The following is a 16,591-nucleotide window of genomic DNA, read 5'->3' on the forward strand; positions in this document are numbered from 1 at the left end:
TTTTGTTTGCACCAAATAAAAGGCCTGCTCTCATTGTCAAGGGTTGCGAAGAAACAAGATTTTTACTTGACCGGGTCAGGGGGCTTGGGTAGAGAGTTTCCCCTGTCGGATGGTGGGTGTAGCTCAGTAGGCAGAGCACCTGGTTGTGGCCCAGGATGTCGCGCGTTCAAGCCGCGTCACTCACCCCATTAGACAATACGGGACAGTTCGTCTGTCCCTTTTTTTTCTCGCTTTTTGTGGTGGGTGTAGCTCAGTAGGCAGAGCACCTGGTTGTGGCCCAGGATGTCGCGCGTTCAAGCCGCGTCACTCACCCCATTTGACACCCAAGCAGAACCGGATAAGAACTGGTTCTGCTTTTTTTTTGGGGAGGTCGCATGGCTGCATTCACGGGCATCAACCACCTGGCCATGGTCACGGCGGACATGGACCGAACGGTACACTTCTGGCGGGATCTGCTCGGCATGCGTCTTGTCGTTGGGCTTGGGCATCCCGGGTACAGGCATTATTTTTTCGAAATCACAGACAAGGACATGATCGCCTTTTTCGAATGGCCCAAAGTGGAGCCCATTGCCGAAAAAGATCATGGCGCCCCGGTGCGCGGGCCCGCGGCTTTCGACCACCTGTCCTTTGGAGTGGAGAGCCTTGAAGAGCTGGGGCGTCTCAAGGACCTGCTGGAAGCCAATGATTTCTGGGCTTCGGAATTCATCGATCACGGGTTCATTATTTCCCTGTACTCCTTTGATCCCAACAACATCCCCATTGAATTCAGTTATGCCGTGCCCGAATACGACGTTCACTCCCATCCGATCATGATCGACTCCCATCCGACTCCGGCCGCACTGGAAGGCAGTAAGCCGCGTCCGGAAAGATGGCGCGACGCCGTTCCTTCGGATTCGGATCGCGGTATCTATCCCGGCGAGGCTGAAGCCGTGCGCGCCGCATTCACCAAGAAAACATAAATCCCGGGACATACCGGGGTATTTGAGGAAAATATGGATAAGCTTGTCATAGAAGGTGGCGTCCCGCTCAAGGGCGAGGTCCGCATCAGTGGTTCTAAGAACGCGGCCCTGCCCATTCTGCTCGCTTCGATTCTGGTCGAAGGCGAGGTGCGTCTCACCAATGTCCCGAATCTGCGCGACATCGCCACCACGCTGAAACTGCTCGAACTGCTCGGCTGCCGCGCCGAATTCAATGACGGCGACGTGCTGCTGCATTCGTGCGATTTGAAGCCCGAGGCGCCCTATGACCTGGTGCGCACCATGCGCGCCTCCGTGCTGTGCCTGGGGCCGCTTCTGGCGAGGCTCGGCCGGGCGCGGGTGGCCATGCCCGGCGGCTGCGCCATCGGTGCGCGGCCCGTGGATCTGCACCTCAAGGGGTTGGAGCAGATGGGTGCCGTCTTTGAACTCGAGAGCGGCGACATCGTCGGCACCTGCGACCGCCTCAAGGGGGCCCATATCCACCTTGATTTCCCTACCGTGGGCGGCACCGAGCACCTGATCATGGCCGCTGTGCTGGCTGAAGGCGAGACCGTGCTCGAGAACGCGGCCCGCGAGCCGGAAATCCAGGATCTGGCGGAATTTTTGAACACCTGCGGGGCGCGCATCACCGGCCACGGCACCAGCGTCGTGCATATCGAAGGCGTCGAATCCCTGCACGGCTGCTCCTATCCCGTCATGCCCGATCGCATCGAGGCCGGCACCTATCTGGTGGCCGCCGGGATGACAAAGGGCGACCTGACCCTGCGGGACTGCCCGGTGGATGCGCTTGACGCCGTCATCTCGAAATTGCGCGAAATGGGCATGATCATCGAGGGCGACCGCGATCTGCTGACGGCCAGCGTCGACGGCCCCCTGAATTGCGTCGATCTTTCGACCAGGCCCTATCCCGGCTTCCCCACGGACATGCAGGCTCAGATCATGGCGCTCATGTGCGTCAGCCGTGGCGCGGGCGTGATCACCGAAGGCATCTTCGAGAACCGCTTCATGCACGTGCAGGAGCTGGCCCGCCTTGGCGCGCACATCACCCTCTCGGGACAGAGCGCCATGGTGCGCGGGGTGGATTCACTGAAAGGCGCCACGGTCATGGCCTCGGACCTGCGCGCCAGCGCCTGCCTGGTCCTGGCCGGCCTGGCGGCAACGGGACGCACCGACGTGCGCCGCATCTATCACCTCGACCGGGGCTACGAACAGATGGAAGTGAAGCTGGCTTCCGTCGGCGCCAGGATCAGGCGCGAAAAGGAATAGGGTGTGGCCGCAAGGCCGCCGAAGGCCGGAATGAAAAAACCTCGCTGAAAGTCTCAGCGAGGTTTTTTTTGGGGCTGTTGCCGGAGCCCTGCCTGTCGGGAGAGAGGTACAGGCGGTCCGCAGCGTATGAATTCTCGTGACTGAAGCGGGGCCTGTACGGCCCGCCATCATTTCCTTGCCTTCACTCCTGCCCGGGGATTTTCCCGGCCGTCGCGTTTTCTGCGGGCCTGGGCGCATGGTTCGGGAACTGCAATTCGCGCTTCAGAAAACCTCGCACACGCAGGTACTCGGTGATGTTTCCTTCCCCGCGCAGGACCATCTCCCAACCCGGCCGCTCCATGACCACCAGGACCGGGATGCCCGTGTAGCCCTTCATCTTGAAATAGGCCCGGGCCGTGCGCACCGTCTGGCGCAGGTCTTCGGACACCGGCACTGGGTCGATGGTGTCCAGGCTTTCCACGCGCAACACTTCAAGGAACAGGTTTTCCTTGCTTGCGTCGGCGTTTTGCACAGTGGCCAGACGGTACAGGTCGTCTTCCTTGTTGTCGGTGCTGGCCAGATGCCATTTGCCGGGCAGGGTGTGGGCGTTGATGGACAGGTTGGCCAGGATTTTCGAGCAGTGGTCGCAGTGCAGGCTGAAAAAGAGGACGTGCTGCGGCGCGTTGTCCGGAGCCGTCTCCCAGGTGCTGAAGGCCGTGTCCACGATGGCGGGTGGAACGACGTTCAGGTCCAGCACCGCGTTGGCGGTGAAGCCGCCGCACCACACGGCCACGCCCAGAAAGACCGTCAGGAGCGACCTGCGCACCCACGCAAAAAGACAGAGTCCCACAAAAAGGGTCACGCCCACGATGACGCAGAGCAGGCATTTTTCTTTGAGGCCCATGAACTGAAAGCCAAGGATGGCTCCGTCAAAGGCCAGGGCTCCGAAGAGCAGCAGACTGGCCAGACCCCAGATCCATTTCTTGTCGTAGCGGCCGCCAAAGAAGACCAGCCCCCACAGAAACCAGAAAAAGGCCGCTCCCATCTTGATGAGGTTGCCTTCGCCGAAGCGGACATATTCTCCGACGACGTCGCAAGCGGAGGTGGTGCAGAACGATGTATGGCGGACGGCCTGCATCCAGACCTCTGCCGAGAGGAAGGACGCGGCCAGGAAAAGAAAGGTCAGCAGAGAATAGCGAGAGAAGCGGATCATGACAAACTCCCTGTTGGATGATGGGTGTTTGTGTATCCAAGGTGTGCGTCGCGTCAAGCCGGAAATGCTTACGTCGGGGGCAAACGCACTTCTTGAGCCGTTTTGGCGGTGTCAGGCTGCAGTCATTTCAAACGTATGGAATGCTTCTTGAGCAGTTCGTACAGTCGGGCCCGGGACAGGCCGGAGCACTCGCAGGCCGTCGGCACATCATTGGCGCAGAGTTCGAGCAGCTGGCGCATGTAGGTGTTTTCGAGCTGGCCGACCACAATTTCTCGCACTTCGCGCAGTGGCGGCAGTTCGTCGCCCGGTGAAAAGGGCAGGGGTATGGCGCCGTGGATGCGGCCGGGTTCGAGCAGGGTGGGCTGCTCCTTGTCCGGATTGTGGCGAAAGGAGTTCCTGGCGATGCTGATGCGCACGTCCACCGGCAGGTGGTGGCTGTAAAGGGATGGCTCGTCCTGGCAGTTGTCGATGGCCACGGCCATGGTGTTGACGAATTCGCGTACATTGCCCGGCCAGTGATAGGCATGCAGGGCGTTGAGAAATTCCGGCGTGAGCGTCTTGGGTGTGATGCCGCTTTCGCGGCAGTTTTTTTCCGTGTAGTATTCGGCCAGCAGGAGGATGTCTTCCCTGCGGGAGCGCAGCGGTGGGATTTCGATCTGGTGGCCATTCAGGCGGTAGTAGAGATCGCTGCGGAAAAGCCCCTGCTCGACCATGAGCCGCAGGTTGCGGTTGGTGGCTGCGATGACCCGGAAATTGCTGCTGACTTCCTTCTCTGATCCGATGGGACGAAATTTGTGTTCCTGCAGTACGCGCAGCAGGGATTTTTGCAGCTCAAGGCTCAGTTCGCCGATCTCGTCCAGAAAAACCGTACCGTTATTGGCCAGTTTGAAGAGGCCGTCCCGGGCCTCGTGAGCGCTGGTGAAGGACCCCTTGGTGTGGCCGAAAAGGGTGCTTTCAGCCAGATGTGTGGACAGGTTCGTGCAGTCGATGACCACCAGCTTGCCCGGCGTTGCCCCGTTTTCGTGGATGCCTCTGGCGAAAAGTTCCTTGCCCGTGCCCGTTTCGCCGGTGATGATGACGTTGGCCTTGCTTCCCGCCGCCTTGCCCATGACTTCAAGGCAGTTCATGATGGCCGGGCTTTCGCCGATGATGGCGCTGCGCTTGACCTTGCGCGGCCCACGGTTCTGCTCCTTGGAGGCCCGGTAGGCAATGGTGCGCTGCAGGATGAGCATGATGTTGTTCAGGGAGATGGGTTTGCCCACGTAATCCCAGGCTCCGTTGGCGATGGCCAGGGTCGCGCCGTCGGAATCGCCGTCGCCGGTCAGGATGACAACCTCGGGCAGGGAAGAAAAGGACTGAAACTGCTTGATGTGTGCAAGCCCGTTGCCGTCGGGCAAATTGACGTCGAGAAAGATGAGATCGCAGTCCATGCGTTGCAGCCGGTCGAAAGCATCCTTGATGGTGTGAGCGATCTGGCAAGGATGGCCAATGCGTTCAATGATCCGCTGAAAGGAACGGGAAAAATCCTGATCGTCGTCGATTATGAGAATGTTGGCCATTTGCAGCTCCAGACAAAAGTTCAATCCGCTTTTGTCGGAATATGTCTGGAAAAGCAAGATTCTTGTGCGCCATGAATCTTCATGCCCGTGAACATGAAAACAACGAGCGGGCTGGCCTTTTCCATGTTTAGGGATTAAAAAATAATTTCGCTCCCGGAGGAATTGTCCATGCAGGTGCCGCCTGACGTGCATTCCGGCTGGAATTTACTGGAAGCGAAAAGGTCAGGGCGGATTGTTGTCGGGGCTTTTTTATGTCAACATGCGAAACGACATTGGAAGGTTGCAGGTGGAACGCATGTTTTTTCAACACAAACCCCACGCAGGAGCGCCATGTGGATAGTGATGCGAGGAGAGTGATCCCGGCAGGCAAGGAACGCAGACCATACAGGATGCTTGCGGCTTTTTTTTGCGTAGCGGCGGTGCTCTTTGCTGTTTGCCTTGTTCAGGCCGCCGATGACCAGACTTTGATCACCCAGCGCTGTCTGGGCTGTCATGGTATGGAGAAAAATTGCGAAGTCACCGTGAACGATCCAGAATGGTGGAAGGAAACGGTGCTGCGCATGGTTGAATACAAGAGCGATCTGCTGAACGACGTCGAGACCGACAAGGTCGCTCTTTTCCTGGCCGATGAACGGAAGCGGTCAACGCTCTGTTCTTCGAACTGAAACTTTTGAAAACCTGGAGGATGCTATGAAATACGTATTGGGATGTCTTTTGGCCGGTCATCTTTTCGCTTCGGTGGCCGTGGCTTCCGGTGATTTGGGTGCCGAACGCTATGCGAAGATGTGCAAGAGCTGTCATGGGGCCGATGGGTCTAATGCGGCCATGAGTCGCGCCCTCAAGGGGTTGCCGGCCGAGGAAGTGAAGGCGGCCCTGATCGGCTACAAAGAGCAGACCTATGGTGGAAAGAAGAAAGGCATGATGGAACGCGTGGTCAAATCCCTCACCGATGAGGATATCGAGGTGCTGGCCACACATATCGGCACTTTTTAAGGGTTGGACCGGATCAACCGGCCTTAAGTCCTTTTCTCGCGAAACGGTGGCCGGTGCCTTTTTACGGCGAGCATTCAAGCAATCCTGAACCCAGAAACCAACGAGCCCTTCCTGTCTGGGAGGGCTCTCTCATGAGGCCCGGATGCGATCAGCTCTTCTTCTTTTTCTTTTGTTGGTCTGGCCGACGCAGGCGATTTCGCAGAGCGCCCTGCACCAGGCGCATGATGCAGCGGCCGCAGTCACAGCCCATGACCGCTCCACGACGGAGCAGGCCCAAGAGGCGCTGCATGCCGGTCACGGTGATGCCGCGCCCATGCCAATGGAGCCTTTGGCCCAGGACCCCGCCACGGACGATGGTCCCGCGCAGTCCACGCATTCGGGCCACGCGCAGCCCGAGGCAATGCCTGCCGATCATTCCGGGCACGGGACCATGGCCCCTCCGGTCGGGAACGTTACTCCCGCGTCCGCACCCGAACCCGAGCACGTCCATCCCGCACCCGTGGCCGAAGCCTCGATCGGCGTGACGGAGAAGCTCGGAGAATTCATTGCCGCCGAGACCCGATTCTTCGACGAAGACGGCAAGGCCGTGACCATGGGCGAGATCGTGGACAAGCCGACCATCGTCGTGCCCATCTATTTTTCCTGCCCCAATGTCTGCGCCATCATCCAGAGTTCCCTGACGGCGGTACTGCCGGACGTGAAGCTTGAGCCCGGCGTCGATTTTCAGGTGGTCAGCGTCAGCTTCGACGACACGGACACGCCGGAACTGGCCACCCGCCAGAAGCGCAACTACATGGCGGCCATGGACTTCAAGTATCCGGAAAACGGCTGGCGGTTTCTGACCGGCAAAGAGACCGACATCCGCATGCTCATGGATTCCCTGGGGTTCGGCTTCAGGCGCGAGGGCAAGGATTTTCTGCATCCGGTGGTCATCATGGCCGTCTCGCCCAAGGGCAAGATCGTGCGCTATCTCTACGGCACGAAGCCCCTGGCCTTCGATCTGACCATGGCCGCCACCGAGGCGGGCAGGGAGCAGATCGGCCTGTCCGTCAAGCGCGTGCTGGCCTACTGCTTTTCCTATGACCCCGAAGGCAAGCGCTACGCGTTCAATTTCATGAAGATAACAGGCACGGGCATCCTTTTGATCCTGGTCGTATTGCTCGTCTCGCTCATGCTTGCAGGCCGCAAGAAGCGCACTCCCCGAAATTAAGCACGTAAAAGAGGTTTTCACGCATGCATTCTCCCGGTGAAACCGTGCCCTTTCTGGACCCCTATCCGGGCCGAAGCGGCATCCTGTCCTGGATCTTCTCCACGGATCACAAGCGCATAGGCATGCTCTATCTGTGGTGCATACTGACCATGTTCGCGGTCGGAGTGGTGCTTGGCGTGCTCATGCGCCTGGAACTCATCGCGCCGGGGCGGGACATCATGGACGCCCAGACCTACAACGCCATGTTCACCCTGCACGGCGTGGTCATGATCTTTCTCTTCGTCATCCCCGGCATTCCGGCCGCTTTCGGCAACATTCTGCTCCCTTTGCAGATCGGGGCCGAGGACGTGTCCTTTCCGCGCCTGAACATCTTTTCGTGGTGGCTGTACCTGACCGGAGCCTGTCTGGCCGTGACCAGCCTCTTCACCGGCGGCGGCCCTCCGGACACGGGCTGGACCTTTTACGTGCCCTTCAGCGAGCGGACCACGACCAACGTCTCCCTGGCCGTGGTCGCGGTCTTCATTCTCGGCTTTTCGTCCATCCTGACCGGGCTCAACTTCATCACCACCATCCACCGTCTGCGCGCTCCCCAGATGAGTTGGGGCAAGCTCCCGCTTTTCACCTGGTCGCTCTACGCCACGGCCTGGATTCAGCTGCTGGCCACGCCGGTGCTGGGCATCACCGTGGCCCTGGTCTTCATCGAGAGGTGGCTCGGCATCGGGCTCTTCGATCCCTCCAAGGGCGGGGACCCGCTCCTGTATCAGCATCTGTTCTGGATCTATTCGCATCCGGCCGTGTACATCATGATCGTTCCGGCCATGGGCGTGGTCTCCGAGATCATTCCCGCCTTCGCGCGCAAGTCCATCTTCGGGTACAAGGCCATCGCCATATCGAGTCTGGCCATCGCCTTCGCCGGTTCGCTGGTCTGGGCGCATCACATGTTCACCAGCGGCATGAGCGACACAGCGGTCATGGTCTTTTCCTTCCTGACCTTCGTGGTGGCCATCCCCTCGGCCATCAAGGTCTTCAACTGGGTGGCCACCCTGTACAAGGGCTCCATCTATCTGGAGCCGCCGCTCATGTTCGCGCTCGGCTTCATCTTCCTCTTCTCGGCCGGAGGATTGACCGGGCTGGTGCTTGGTTCGGCGGGCACGGACATCCATGTCCACGATACCTATTTCGTGGTTGCCCATTTTCATTATGTCATCTTCGGAGGCACGGGATTCGGGCTCTTCGCGGCCATGCTCTTCTGGTTTCCGAAGTTCTTCGGGCGCATGTACGATCGCCGCATGGCCAACGTGAGCTGGTACCTGCTCATCGGCGGATTCAACATGCTCTATTTTCCAATGTTCGTGATCGGCCTGCAGGGCATGCCGCGTCGTTATTACGACTATCTGCCCATGTACCAGACCGGACAGATGGTCTCGACCATCGGATCCTGGGTGCTTGTCGCGGGGCTCATCGTCCTGTTTTACAGTCTTTCCAAGTGTTTTTACGGGCCGCGCACCGTGGGCAACAATCCCTGGGGGGCGGCGACCCTGGAATGGACCCTGCCGAGCCCGCCGCCGCACCTGACCTTCCTTGATCCGCCGGACGTGCCGCGCGGCCCCTATTCCTACGAGGGGGTGAATCGCGATGAGTGAGGCACACAAGGATTACGCCGGCGACAAGTTCGGGATGTGGCTGTTCCTGTTCACCGAGATCCTGCTCTTCGGCGGCTTCTTTCTGCTCTATTCGGTCTACCTGCACCGTTATCCGGTGGAGTTTCATGAAGGCGGGCTGCAACTGAGCCGCGTGTTCGGCACCCTCAACACGGTCGTGCTCATCACCTCCAGCCTGACCGTGGCTCTGGCCATTTCCGCCCTGCAGCAGGGCAGGAAGGCGCTCTGCCTGTGGCTCCTGAGCGCGACCATCGCCCTGGCCGGGGTCTTCATGGTCAACAAGTTCTTCGAATGGTCGGCCAAGATCGGACATGGCATCTATCCCGGCTCGCCGGAGATGGCGGCCGGTTCCGGCGGGGCGAACATCTTCTTCGGCCTTTACTACCTCATGACCGGAGCCCATGGCCTGCATGTGGTCATCGGTGCCGCTATCCTCGGCTTCTGTATGCTGCGCATATGGCAGGGCAGGGTCACGGCCGACAATTTCGGGCTGCTTGAGAACGGCGGCCTGTACTGGCATCTGGTCGACCTGGTCTGGATTTTCCTTTTTCCACTTTTTTACCTGATCAGCTGACATGACTACACAAAAACACATTCTGCCCTTTGCCCTGCTGACCAGGATCTGGCTGGCCCTCATGGCCCTGACCGGGGTCACGGTGGGCGTCGCGAGCTTCGATTTCGGATATCTGAACGTGCTGGCGGCCATGACCGTGGCCTCGACGAAAGCCCTCCTGGTGATCTTTTTCTTCATGCATCTCAAATACGAGAACCGCACGCTCGGGGCCTTCTTGCTGCTGGTCTTCGTCATTCTGGCCATCTTCATCGGCTTCACCTTCTTCGACGTGGCGATGCGGCCGGAGGCAGGCTCATGATCCCGCCCATCACCAAGGTCGCGGCCCAGGTCGATCAGGTCTTCCTGCTTATTTTCGGAGTATCGACCGTCATATTGATTGCCATCACGGCGCTCATGGTCTGGTTCGTCATCCGCTACCACCACTCCCGTCATCCCAAGGCGGCGGACATTCGCGGCAACCTCCTGGCGGAGGTCATCTGGACGGTCATCCCGAGCATTCTGGTCATGGGCATGTTCTACTACGGCTGGGCCAGTTTCAAGGCGCTGCGTTCCGTTCCCGCCGACGCCATGCGCGTGCAGGTCACGGCGCGCATGTGGTCCTGGGTGTTCGAGTACGAGAACGGCAAGCGCGCCAGCACCCTCTATGTGCCCCTGGACCGGGCCGTGCGCCTGGACATGACCTCCGTGGACGTCATCCACAGCTTCTTCGTGCCCGCTTTTCGCATCAAGATGGACACCGTACCCGGCATGCAGACCCATGCCTGGTTCCAGGCCCAGCGCGGGGGCAGCTACGACATCCTGTGCGCCGAATACTGCGGTCTCAGGCACGCCAATATGCTTTCCACCGTCGAGGTCATGGACCCTGACGATTTCAGGACCTGGTACGAAAGTACGGCCGCAGGGGACGAGGCCGCCATCGGGCTTCTGGAGTCGTACGGTTGCACTGCCTGCCACTCCCTGGACGGGTCGGAGGAAATGGGGCCGACGCTTCTGAACATCTACGGGGCGCAGCGGCGGGTCATCGACGCAAACGGCACGCGGGAGGCCTTCGTGGACGAGGCCTACCTGCGCCGCGCCATCATCGAGCCGGACGCGGAGCTGGTGGAGGGCTTCGAGGGAATGCCTTCCTACAAGGAGGAGATGCCGGACCAGGATCTGGATGCCATCATTAAATATCTGACGGGCGGAGCGAAGCGCGATCTTGATCGAGGAAGACAGCTGATGGAGGCCGAAGGGTGCCTCAGCTGCCATTCCACGGACGGTTCGGAGATAGCCGGGCCGACGCTCAAGAACATCGTCGGGCGCGAGGTCGAATTGGCAGACGGTTCGCGGACGGCGGCCGATGATGAGTATCTGATCGAAGCCATCATTGATCCGGAGAAATTCATTGTCGTCGGGTACGATCCCATCATGCCGTCCTACGAACACCTGACCGAAGACGAGCTGCAGGCCATGGTCGACTACATGCACGCCTTGAGCGAGAACAATGATTAGGGACATTCCCTCGCTGACACGGCCCGGCATCTCCCTGGCTGTCGGGCTGTCGGCCCTGGCCGGATATGTCATGGCCGCCGGCGCGCTGTCCGGCGGCGGGGCGCTTTTTGCCGGGACGTTCGCCCTGAGCGCGGCGGTTTCGGTTCTGAATCAGATCCAGGAGCGAGGCCGCGATGCACGCATGGAACGGACCAGGAACCGTCCGCTGGCAAGCGGAAGAATGAGCGTAGTGCAGGGTTGCCTGATATTTGCATTACTGCTTGCGCTGTCGGCCACGCTGCTTTGGTCGCTTCTTTCCTGGCGTGCCCTACCTGTCCTGCTGGTGGTTCTTGGCCTGTACAATGGCCTCTACACCCTGATGAAGCCCGTCACGGGCTGGGCCATGATCCCCGGTGCGGCCTGCGGCGCGCTGCCTTTCTGGATCGGCTGGGTGGCCGGGGGGGGGCGGCCTGTCCTACATCGAACCGGCCTATTTCTTCGTTTTTTATTTCGTTTGGCAGATGCCTCATTTCTGGATGCTGGCCGAAGCCAATGCCGATGACTACGCGGCCGCCGGATTTCCGGTCCCGGCCAACAGTTTTTCCGGTTTCTCCCGTCAGGCCATCCCCAGAATATGGGCTCTGGCCCTGGCCATGATCGGCGGCATGGCTCCGCTTTTTGGCCTCGCGACAGGTCCTGGTCAGGCCTATGCACTGGCCACGGTCTGTCCTGCCTACGCCCTTCTGGCGATTTTCGCTCGGGCCCGGGTGCTGCGCTTGGCATCGGATGGTTTTCTGGCGGGGGTGGTGCTCATGATTGTGGCGGAACGGCTGACCACGTGATAACGCATGCAGGACGTGGACTTGTTCAGCTGTACGATCTTCAAGAGGATGGCGACTTCTCGCAGTGACGTCTTCATTGAGCGCATTCTTCAGCCAAGGAGGATCTTTTTATTCCTGTCTTCATGCCCGCACGCATGCGGCAGCATGTTGGATCTTGTATAAATATGGCCTGACGGCGATTTTTCCTTAATTTTGAAAAGACGGGGTATGATCATGAAAAAGTTGTGTGCATTATTACAGATTTTTTGTTTTGTAGGCGTGTTCTCTGTGGCCCTGGCGAGTCCCTTTGACGTGAATACCACTGTCGTTGCGACCTCTTCATCAAACCCAGGTGCGATTGAAGCCGTGGGTACTGTTACTCAATGGATCAAAGGCAAGGAAGTCCCGCTTTCACTTGCAACCGTTCTGATTGGAACAAATCTTTCCCTCAAGGCTCAAGGAAGCACCGACGTTGTTTCCAATGCCAAAGGAATCGTGGCTGAAGTCACGACCAACAAGGCCGGTGTTTTTTCCGCGAAGATTCCCGCAGGCACCTATTCCGTTATTCTGTGGAAAAAAGGCTACGTGCCTGCCACCTATTCGATGAAGGTTCCGGGCACTTTCAAGGGGACCATCTCGGTTGACAATCAGGTTGGAGCCACTGGCCGGCACGTGAATCTTTTGAAGAAATGAAGCCGCGTCCCGGCAACAGGTGATGTGTTTTTTTTTGACATTCGCGGCCGGGACGGGAATCAGGTGGATTTGATTTTAGCTTTGGGCATGTTGCGCTGCCCGGGATATTTGATTTCGCGGCAGCGCAAGACCTCAAGAATCGCGTTCGTGTCGCTCGGTTCGGACATGAGTACTCCGGTCATGATCGATGCGCCGTCCCTGGCAGGTCTGAAACGAGAGAAGCCACGCAGGTTTTCCTGCGTGGCTTCTCTTGCGCTTGAGTCCTGTAATCAGCAGGCGTGCTGCAAATTGGCGGCGGGAGCGAAACGCCACTTGTGCAGGCACGAACTGCCGCAGGAGTTGGAGCATTCGCATTCCTCGCCGACCACGACCACTGGCACGGAGCTTTGCTTGCTGACCGTGTCCGTCAGGGATCCGAGAATCTTGCGCGCCGAGGCATTGCCCTTGGTGCCCATGATGATCATGTCGCAGTCGTGCTCGCTTGCAGCCTTGATGATGGCGTCGGCTGTCGCGCCCTGTTCGACCACGATTTCAAACTCGACCCCGGCTTCTCTGCAACCATCCACGAAGATGGCGAAAATCTTGCCCATTTCTTCCAGATTCCTGCGGATGATTTGCTCGCGTCCATCGGGGCTGATGCGTCCGCTGATTAGGCCGTGGGCGTGGAAAAGGACAACTTTCGCCCCGCACTGTTTGGCCAGCGCGATGGCATAGCGTTTGGCACGACGGCCGGCTTCGCTGTTGTTCACCGGAACCAGAAAAGTTTTGAAACCAGGCAATTTCATATGAAGTTCCTCCCGAGGAAAGATTGAATTGGTTAATCAACCAATTTGTGCCATGGTTCACAAGGGAGCGTCAAGAAAATTTTCATGCGGATTGAAAAATTCCTGCAAGCGCGGATGGTTGAAGAGTCGCAATGAGTTTATGACAACTTGGGTAGCGCTTTAGAAACGGGTAGGGCGTTTGCTGGGAATTCAAAAGTTTTAAGTGTGACGATTTTTTTTCGGATATGCCGAACATGGCGCAAATTGCTTCAAGTGCGCTTGCCATTGGCACGCGATGGGCCTAAAAAAGGAACGTTTTACAATCAACCGATATTTCATTCTTGGAGGTCTATCGTGGAGAAGATTCTGATCGTGGGGTGCAAGAACACCATGGACGATGTTTGCATTGGCTGTTCACGCTGTCTGGTGGCTTTCAACAGAAGACAGGGTATCTTTGAAATCTACGAGGACACCGACGCCGAGATCGTTGGCATGGTTGGCTGCGGCGGCTGTCCGGCACCGGCCATCGTGACCAGGCTCATGCAGGTCAAGCTCTGGAACGCGCCCATGAACGAAAAGCCCACGGTGATCCACATCGCGCCCTGCATAGCCGAGCAGTGTCCGCACAAGGAAGAGATCATCAAGAAAATCACGGCCAAGGCAGGCATCCGTGTCATCGAAGGAACACATCCCTACGTTCCCAAGGACATCTTCGCCTGATATCGCAAAAGAGCCGATGAGGCGCATGGTGCGTCCTCGGCCCTTCCGGATCACTGATCTGTATTGATCTTGAATACAGGTGGTTACGGATATGTCGCGCCGCTCATCCTTATAAACGGTCAATTCATATCTCACCGGATGGCTTCGCGACCTGACCGGGCAGCCTTGAAGGCAATTCGCGTATGACCCCGCCTCATCGTGGAGGACATACTTTTTTTGTCCACACGCATTTCTCAACCTTTGCTTGAAGTAAATAACCCGCATCGACAGTCTCTTTGTCGAAATGAATGCGCCTCCGTTCAACTTGTGAGCGGAGGCTTTTTTTTACGGAAAAATTTTGCTGCTGATGATCAAAAAGGAAAATGATCTGTGCCGGTCGCATCTTTATTCATTAATGATTTTGGTCAATGTAATGTTGAATTATTTTCTATTTCATTATTGGTTAAAATAGCAACTATCTACATATGGATATGTATATAGTTTCAGGTTTGTATAATTACAGATAATTATTTGTGAAAATATTTATTATGAAATAATCGCATTGTGTTCATCTTATTGATAGTATTATGAAAAATTATTTCGATTGTCTTATGTGAACATGCCGGCTTCCATAAAATACGCCAACTTTAAAAAAATGTAGCCAGAAATTGGTCGCTGAGTTCCAATTTCTGAGAGCCAGGTACGGGGACGGTTCATGAAGCATGCGCTGCAACGGTTTATATGTCTGACGCTGGCATTTTTGCTGGTATTCAATCCCGTGGCGGCTGCTGCGGATGGCATCGTGGTCGATCCCACGGCCCCGGCCGCCAATCAGCCGGCCGTAAGCGCCGCGCCCAACGGCGTGCCCCTGGTCGACATCGCAAGACCGAACTCTGGGGGCCTCTCCCACAACATGTTCGATCAGTTCAACGTGGGCGGGCCCGGCGTAATCCTGAACAACAGCAAGAAGGCCGGGCGCACGCAACTGGGCGGAGTGGTGGCCAACAACCCGAAGCTCGGCAAGGGCCCCGAAGCCCGGGTCATCCTGAACGAGGTCACGGGCAGCAGCCGATCCCGCCTTGAGGGCTACACTGAAATATTCGGTTATCCGGCCGACTACATCCTGGCCAATCCGAACGGCATAACGGTCAACGGCGGCGGGTTCATAAACACGCCCCGGGCCACGTTGACCACGGGCAAGCCCCGGTTTGGCGAGTACGGAGGTCTGAGGGCCCTGGATGTGCGTCAGGGCGATGTGCTTGTCGACGGCCTGGGCCTCAATGTCTCCAATCTCGACGCATTCGACATCATCAGCCGCACGGCCAGGATCAACGCCGACGTGCACGCCGTGAAGCTGGGCATCAGCACCGGATACGGCAGCCATGACGTCGCCACGGGCCAATTTTCCGCCCTGCCCCCGGACGGTTCGGATGTTCCCGCAGTGGCGCTGGACTCCACGGCCCTTGGCGGCATGTATGCCGAGCGCATCATCCTCGTGGGCAATGAGAAGGGCGTGGGCGTGAATCTGGAAGGCGTCACCCACGCCACCGACGAACTGGTCCTGACCGCCGATGGCAGGATACGCATCAAGGGGCGTGTTTCCTCGGACAATGATGTCCGGGTTGCCTCGAACGCTGACAGCGTGGAAATTTCCGGTTCGCTTGCGGCAGCGAAAATTGCGGAGGTTACGGCTTTAAAGGATTTGGTGCTCAAGTCGGAAGCAGGCACGCAGGCCTTGCTGTATGCAGATGATGCGCGGGTTTCTTCCGAGTCGCTGCACAATGGTGACGGCAGGATCGAGTCCGGCACGAATCTGGCCGTTGCAACGCGCTCCGGCCTCGCGAATGCGGGAAGCATCGTTTCCGGGGGCAACGCCGTTTTGAACGCGGGCGGCGTCGTTGGCAACACGGGGCAGATGCAGGCCAGGGGTAGCCTCGACGTCGAGGGCGCGCATGTCCTGAATTCGGGCCGGATGTTTTCCATCGAGGCGGTCAGGATTCATTCCGCGGGGGATATCGTCAATGCCGGCGGCGAGATTTCATCCAAAAAATCAAGCAGTTTGGAGGCCACGGGAAATATCTCAAACACCGGGGCCATCCGGACCGAAGGGCTGGCGAGCATCCGCGCAGGCAGCCTGAGCAACGAGGGCGGGCGCATCGAGGCCACGGATGCCATGACCCTAGGCGTAGCAGGGCACATGGCAAATTCGGGCACTATCGGCACGGAGCGGGGTGCATTCATCAGCGCAGGCAGCCTGAGTAATGAGGGCGGCCGCATCCTGTCCCAGGGCGATCTGGATTTTGCGGTGGCGGGTGGTTTGGGCAATTCGGGGATTATTTATTCCGGAAGGGCCAGCCAAATTCGCGCTGGAAGCATGCGCAATGATCCTGCCGGTCAGGTGCTGACCTTGGCTTCTCTGACCCTGGATCTGGACACCGATCTGGAGAATCTGGGCGTCCTGAATGCCGGGGAACCCTTTTTCGTGCAGAGCGGCGGCAGCGTCATCAACAATGACGGCAGCTTTTTGTCCCAGACAGGGATGGAGCTTGCGGTCCAGGGCGGCATCACGAATTCGGGTGTCATCCAATCCGGCGGAACCGGCCTGTTTCGAACTGGCGGGACGCTGCTCAACGAGGGCGAAATCCTGGCCGTGGGCGACGCTGTCTTTGAAATCGGCGAAGATCTGGAAAATTCAGGCACCCTGCATTC

The 16,591-nt window shown here is 58.3% G+C and carries 17 protein-coding genes and 2 tRNA genes; 16 read left to right on the plus strand and 3 right to left on the minus strand.

Annotated features, from left to right (window positions below; genetic code table 11):
• Positions 1-112 precede the first annotated feature (112 nt).
• The 4 genes from H4684_RS16475 to murA all read left to right on the plus strand — a co-directional run bounded on the left by H4684_RS16475 (position 113) and on the right by murA (position 2,243).
• A tRNA-His gene (locus H4684_RS16475) sits at positions 113-188 on the plus strand.
• Between the two features lie 51 nt (positions 189-239).
• Positions 240-315 (plus strand) — tRNA-His (locus H4684_RS16480).
• A gap of 59 nt (positions 316-374) precedes the next feature.
• A complete protein-coding gene (locus H4684_RS16485; RefSeq protein ID WP_092191393.1) occupies positions 375-959 on the plus strand; it encodes a VOC family protein in 585 nt (194 codons plus the stop codon).
• A 33-nt stretch (positions 960-992) separates the two neighbouring features.
• Positions 993-2,243: a UDP-N-acetylglucosamine 1-carboxyvinyltransferase gene (gene murA / locus H4684_RS16490; protein ID WP_192624593.1), complete on the plus strand. Its 1,251-nt coding sequence runs from the start codon at positions 993-995 to the stop codon at positions 2,241-2,243.
• A 181-nt stretch (positions 2,244-2,424) separates the two neighbouring features.
• On the opposite strand, the gene H4684_RS16495 is transcribed toward murA, so the two are convergent.
• Together H4684_RS16495 and H4684_RS16500 are read right to left on the minus strand one after the other, a co-directional pair.
• The gene (locus H4684_RS16495) at positions 2,425-3,435 is read right to left on the minus strand and encodes a hypothetical protein (protein WP_092191397.1); all 1,011 of its coding nucleotides are present in this window, start codon (positions 3,433-3,435) and stop codon (positions 2,425-2,427) included.
• A gap of 122 nt (positions 3,436-3,557) precedes the next feature.
• Positions 3,558-4,994: a sigma-54-dependent transcriptional regulator gene (locus tag H4684_RS16500; protein WP_192624594.1), complete on the minus strand. Its 1,437-nt coding sequence runs from the start codon at positions 4,992-4,994 to the stop codon at positions 3,558-3,560.
• A 332-nt stretch (positions 4,995-5,326) separates the two neighbouring features.
• Here H4684_RS16500 and H4684_RS16505 point away from each other — a divergent pair, with 332 nt between their 5' ends.
• The 10 genes from H4684_RS16505 to H4684_RS16550 all read left to right on the plus strand — a co-directional run bounded on the left by H4684_RS16505 (position 5,327) and on the right by H4684_RS16550 (position 12,419).
• Positions 5,327-5,659 (plus strand): hypothetical protein, encoded by a 333-nt coding sequence (locus H4684_RS16505; RefSeq protein WP_143077863.1) that lies wholly within the window; start codon positions 5,327-5,329, stop codon positions 5,657-5,659.
• Positions 5,660-5,684: 25 nt separating this feature from the next.
• Positions 5,685-5,987, plus strand: a complete 303-nt coding sequence (locus tag H4684_RS16510; RefSeq protein WP_192624595.1) for a c-type cytochrome — start codon at positions 5,685-5,687, stop codon at positions 5,985-5,987.
• Between the two features lie 142 nt (positions 5,988-6,129).
• Complete coding sequence (locus H4684_RS16515; protein ID WP_092191405.1) at positions 6,130-7,197, plus strand: SCO family protein; 1,068 nt, start codon at positions 6,130-6,132, stop codon at positions 7,195-7,197.
• A gap of 23 nt (positions 7,198-7,220) precedes the next feature.
• Positions 7,221-8,840, plus strand: a complete 1,620-nt coding sequence (gene ctaD, locus H4684_RS16520) for a cytochrome c oxidase subunit I (protein ID WP_092191407.1) — start codon at positions 7,221-7,223, stop codon at positions 8,838-8,840.
• Positions 8,833-9,432 carry a cytochrome c oxidase subunit 3 family protein gene (locus H4684_RS16525; protein WP_092191409.1) on the plus strand — a complete coding sequence of 200 codons (600 nt, stop codon included), beginning with the start codon at positions 8,833-8,835 and terminating at the stop codon, positions 9,430-9,432. Before ctaD ends, H4684_RS16525 begins: the two co-directional genes overlap by 8 nt.
• A 1-nt stretch (position 9,433) precedes the next feature.
• Positions 9,434-9,730, plus strand: a complete 297-nt coding sequence (locus H4684_RS16530) for a cytochrome C oxidase subunit IV family protein (protein WP_092191411.1) — start codon at positions 9,434-9,436, stop codon at positions 9,728-9,730.
• Positions 9,727-10,926 carry a cytochrome c oxidase subunit II gene (coxB, locus tag H4684_RS16535; protein WP_192624596.1) on the plus strand — a complete coding sequence of 400 codons (1,200 nt, stop codon included), beginning with the start codon at positions 9,727-9,729 and terminating at the stop codon, positions 10,924-10,926. The genes H4684_RS16530 and coxB overlap by 4 nt, the downstream gene beginning before the upstream one ends.
• Positions 10,919-11,467, plus strand: a complete 549-nt coding sequence (locus tag H4684_RS16540; protein WP_192624597.1) for a UbiA family prenyltransferase — start codon at positions 10,919-10,921, stop codon at positions 11,465-11,467. The genes coxB and H4684_RS16540 overlap by 8 nt, the downstream gene beginning before the upstream one ends.
• Positions 11,427-11,747 carry a hypothetical protein gene (locus tag H4684_RS16545; RefSeq protein WP_192624598.1) on the plus strand — a complete coding sequence of 107 codons (321 nt, stop codon included), beginning with the start codon at positions 11,427-11,429 and terminating at the stop codon, positions 11,745-11,747. Before H4684_RS16540 ends, H4684_RS16545 begins: the two co-directional genes overlap by 41 nt.
• Positions 11,748-11,954: 207 nt before the next feature.
• On the plus strand, positions 11,955-12,419 hold the full coding sequence (locus H4684_RS16550; protein ID WP_192624599.1) for a carboxypeptidase-like regulatory domain-containing protein: 465 nt from the start codon (positions 11,955-11,957) through the stop codon (positions 12,417-12,419).
• A 269-nt stretch (positions 12,420-12,688) separates the two neighbouring features.
• Here H4684_RS16550 and H4684_RS16555 read toward each other — a convergent pair whose 3' ends face one another.
• The gene (locus H4684_RS16555; protein ID WP_092191419.1) at positions 12,689-13,204 is read right to left on the minus strand and encodes a universal stress protein; all 516 of its coding nucleotides are present in this window, start codon (positions 13,202-13,204) and stop codon (positions 12,689-12,691) included.
• Positions 13,205-13,537: 333 nt separating this feature from the next.
• Between H4684_RS16555 and H4684_RS16560 the strand changes: the two genes are divergently transcribed.
• On the plus strand, positions 13,538-13,903 hold the full coding sequence (locus tag H4684_RS16560; protein WP_092191421.1) for a CGGC domain-containing protein: 366 nt from the start codon (positions 13,538-13,540) through the stop codon (positions 13,901-13,903).
• Between the two features lie 694 nt (positions 13,904-14,597).
• Positions 14,598-16,591: filamentous hemagglutinin N-terminal domain-containing protein (locus H4684_RS16565; protein ID WP_192624600.1), on the plus strand; the 1,994-nt coding region annotated here is incomplete at its 3' end.

This window comes from Desulfomicrobium macestii (assembly GCF_014873765.1).
GTDB lineage: Bacteria > Desulfobacterota > Desulfovibrionia > Desulfovibrionales > Desulfomicrobiaceae > Desulfomicrobium > Desulfomicrobium macestii.

Bases quoted from the DNA above. Each gene is read 5' to 3' on its own strand.
- ctaD (WP_092191407.1), top strand. From the start codon at position 7,221: ATGCATTCTCCCGGTGAAACCGTGCCCTTTCTGGACCCCTATCCGGGC.
- H4684_RS16500 (WP_192624594.1), bottom strand. From the start codon at position 4,994: ATGGCCAACATTCTCATAATCGACGACGATCAGGATTTTTCCCGTTCC.
- H4684_RS16545 (WP_192624598.1), top strand. From the start codon at position 11,427: ATGCCTCATTTCTGGATGCTGGCCGAAGCCAATGCCGATGACTACGCG.
- murA (WP_192624593.1), top strand. From the start codon at position 993: ATGGATAAGCTTGTCATAGAAGGTGGCGTCCCGCTCAAGGGCGAGGTC.
- coxB (WP_192624596.1), top strand. From the start codon at position 9,727: ATGATCCCGCCCATCACCAAGGTCGCGGCCCAGGTCGATCAGGTCTTC.
- H4684_RS16530 (WP_092191411.1), top strand. From the start codon at position 9,434: ATGACTACACAAAAACACATTCTGCCCTTTGCCCTGCTGACCAGGATC.
- H4684_RS16495 (WP_092191397.1), bottom strand. From the start codon at position 3,435: ATGATCCGCTTCTCTCGCTATTCTCTGCTGACCTTTCTTTTCCTGGCC.
- H4684_RS16485 (WP_092191393.1), top strand. From the start codon at position 375: ATGGCTGCATTCACGGGCATCAACCACCTGGCCATGGTCACGGCGGAC.
- H4684_RS16525 (WP_092191409.1), top strand. From the start codon at position 8,833: ATGAGTGAGGCACACAAGGATTACGCCGGCGACAAGTTCGGGATGTGG.
- H4684_RS16510 (WP_192624595.1), top strand. From the start codon at position 5,685: ATGAAATACGTATTGGGATGTCTTTTGGCCGGTCATCTTTTCGCTTCG.
- H4684_RS16515 (WP_092191405.1), top strand. From the start codon at position 6,130: ATGCGATCAGCTCTTCTTCTTTTTCTTTTGTTGGTCTGGCCGACGCAG.
- H4684_RS16540 (WP_192624597.1), top strand. From the start codon at position 10,919: ATGATTAGGGACATTCCCTCGCTGACACGGCCCGGCATCTCCCTGGCT.
- H4684_RS16555 (WP_092191419.1), bottom strand. From the start codon at position 13,204: ATGAAATTGCCTGGTTTCAAAACTTTTCTGGTTCCGGTGAACAACAGC.
- H4684_RS16550 (WP_192624599.1), top strand. From the start codon at position 11,955: ATGATCATGAAAAAGTTGTGTGCATTATTACAGATTTTTTGTTTTGTA.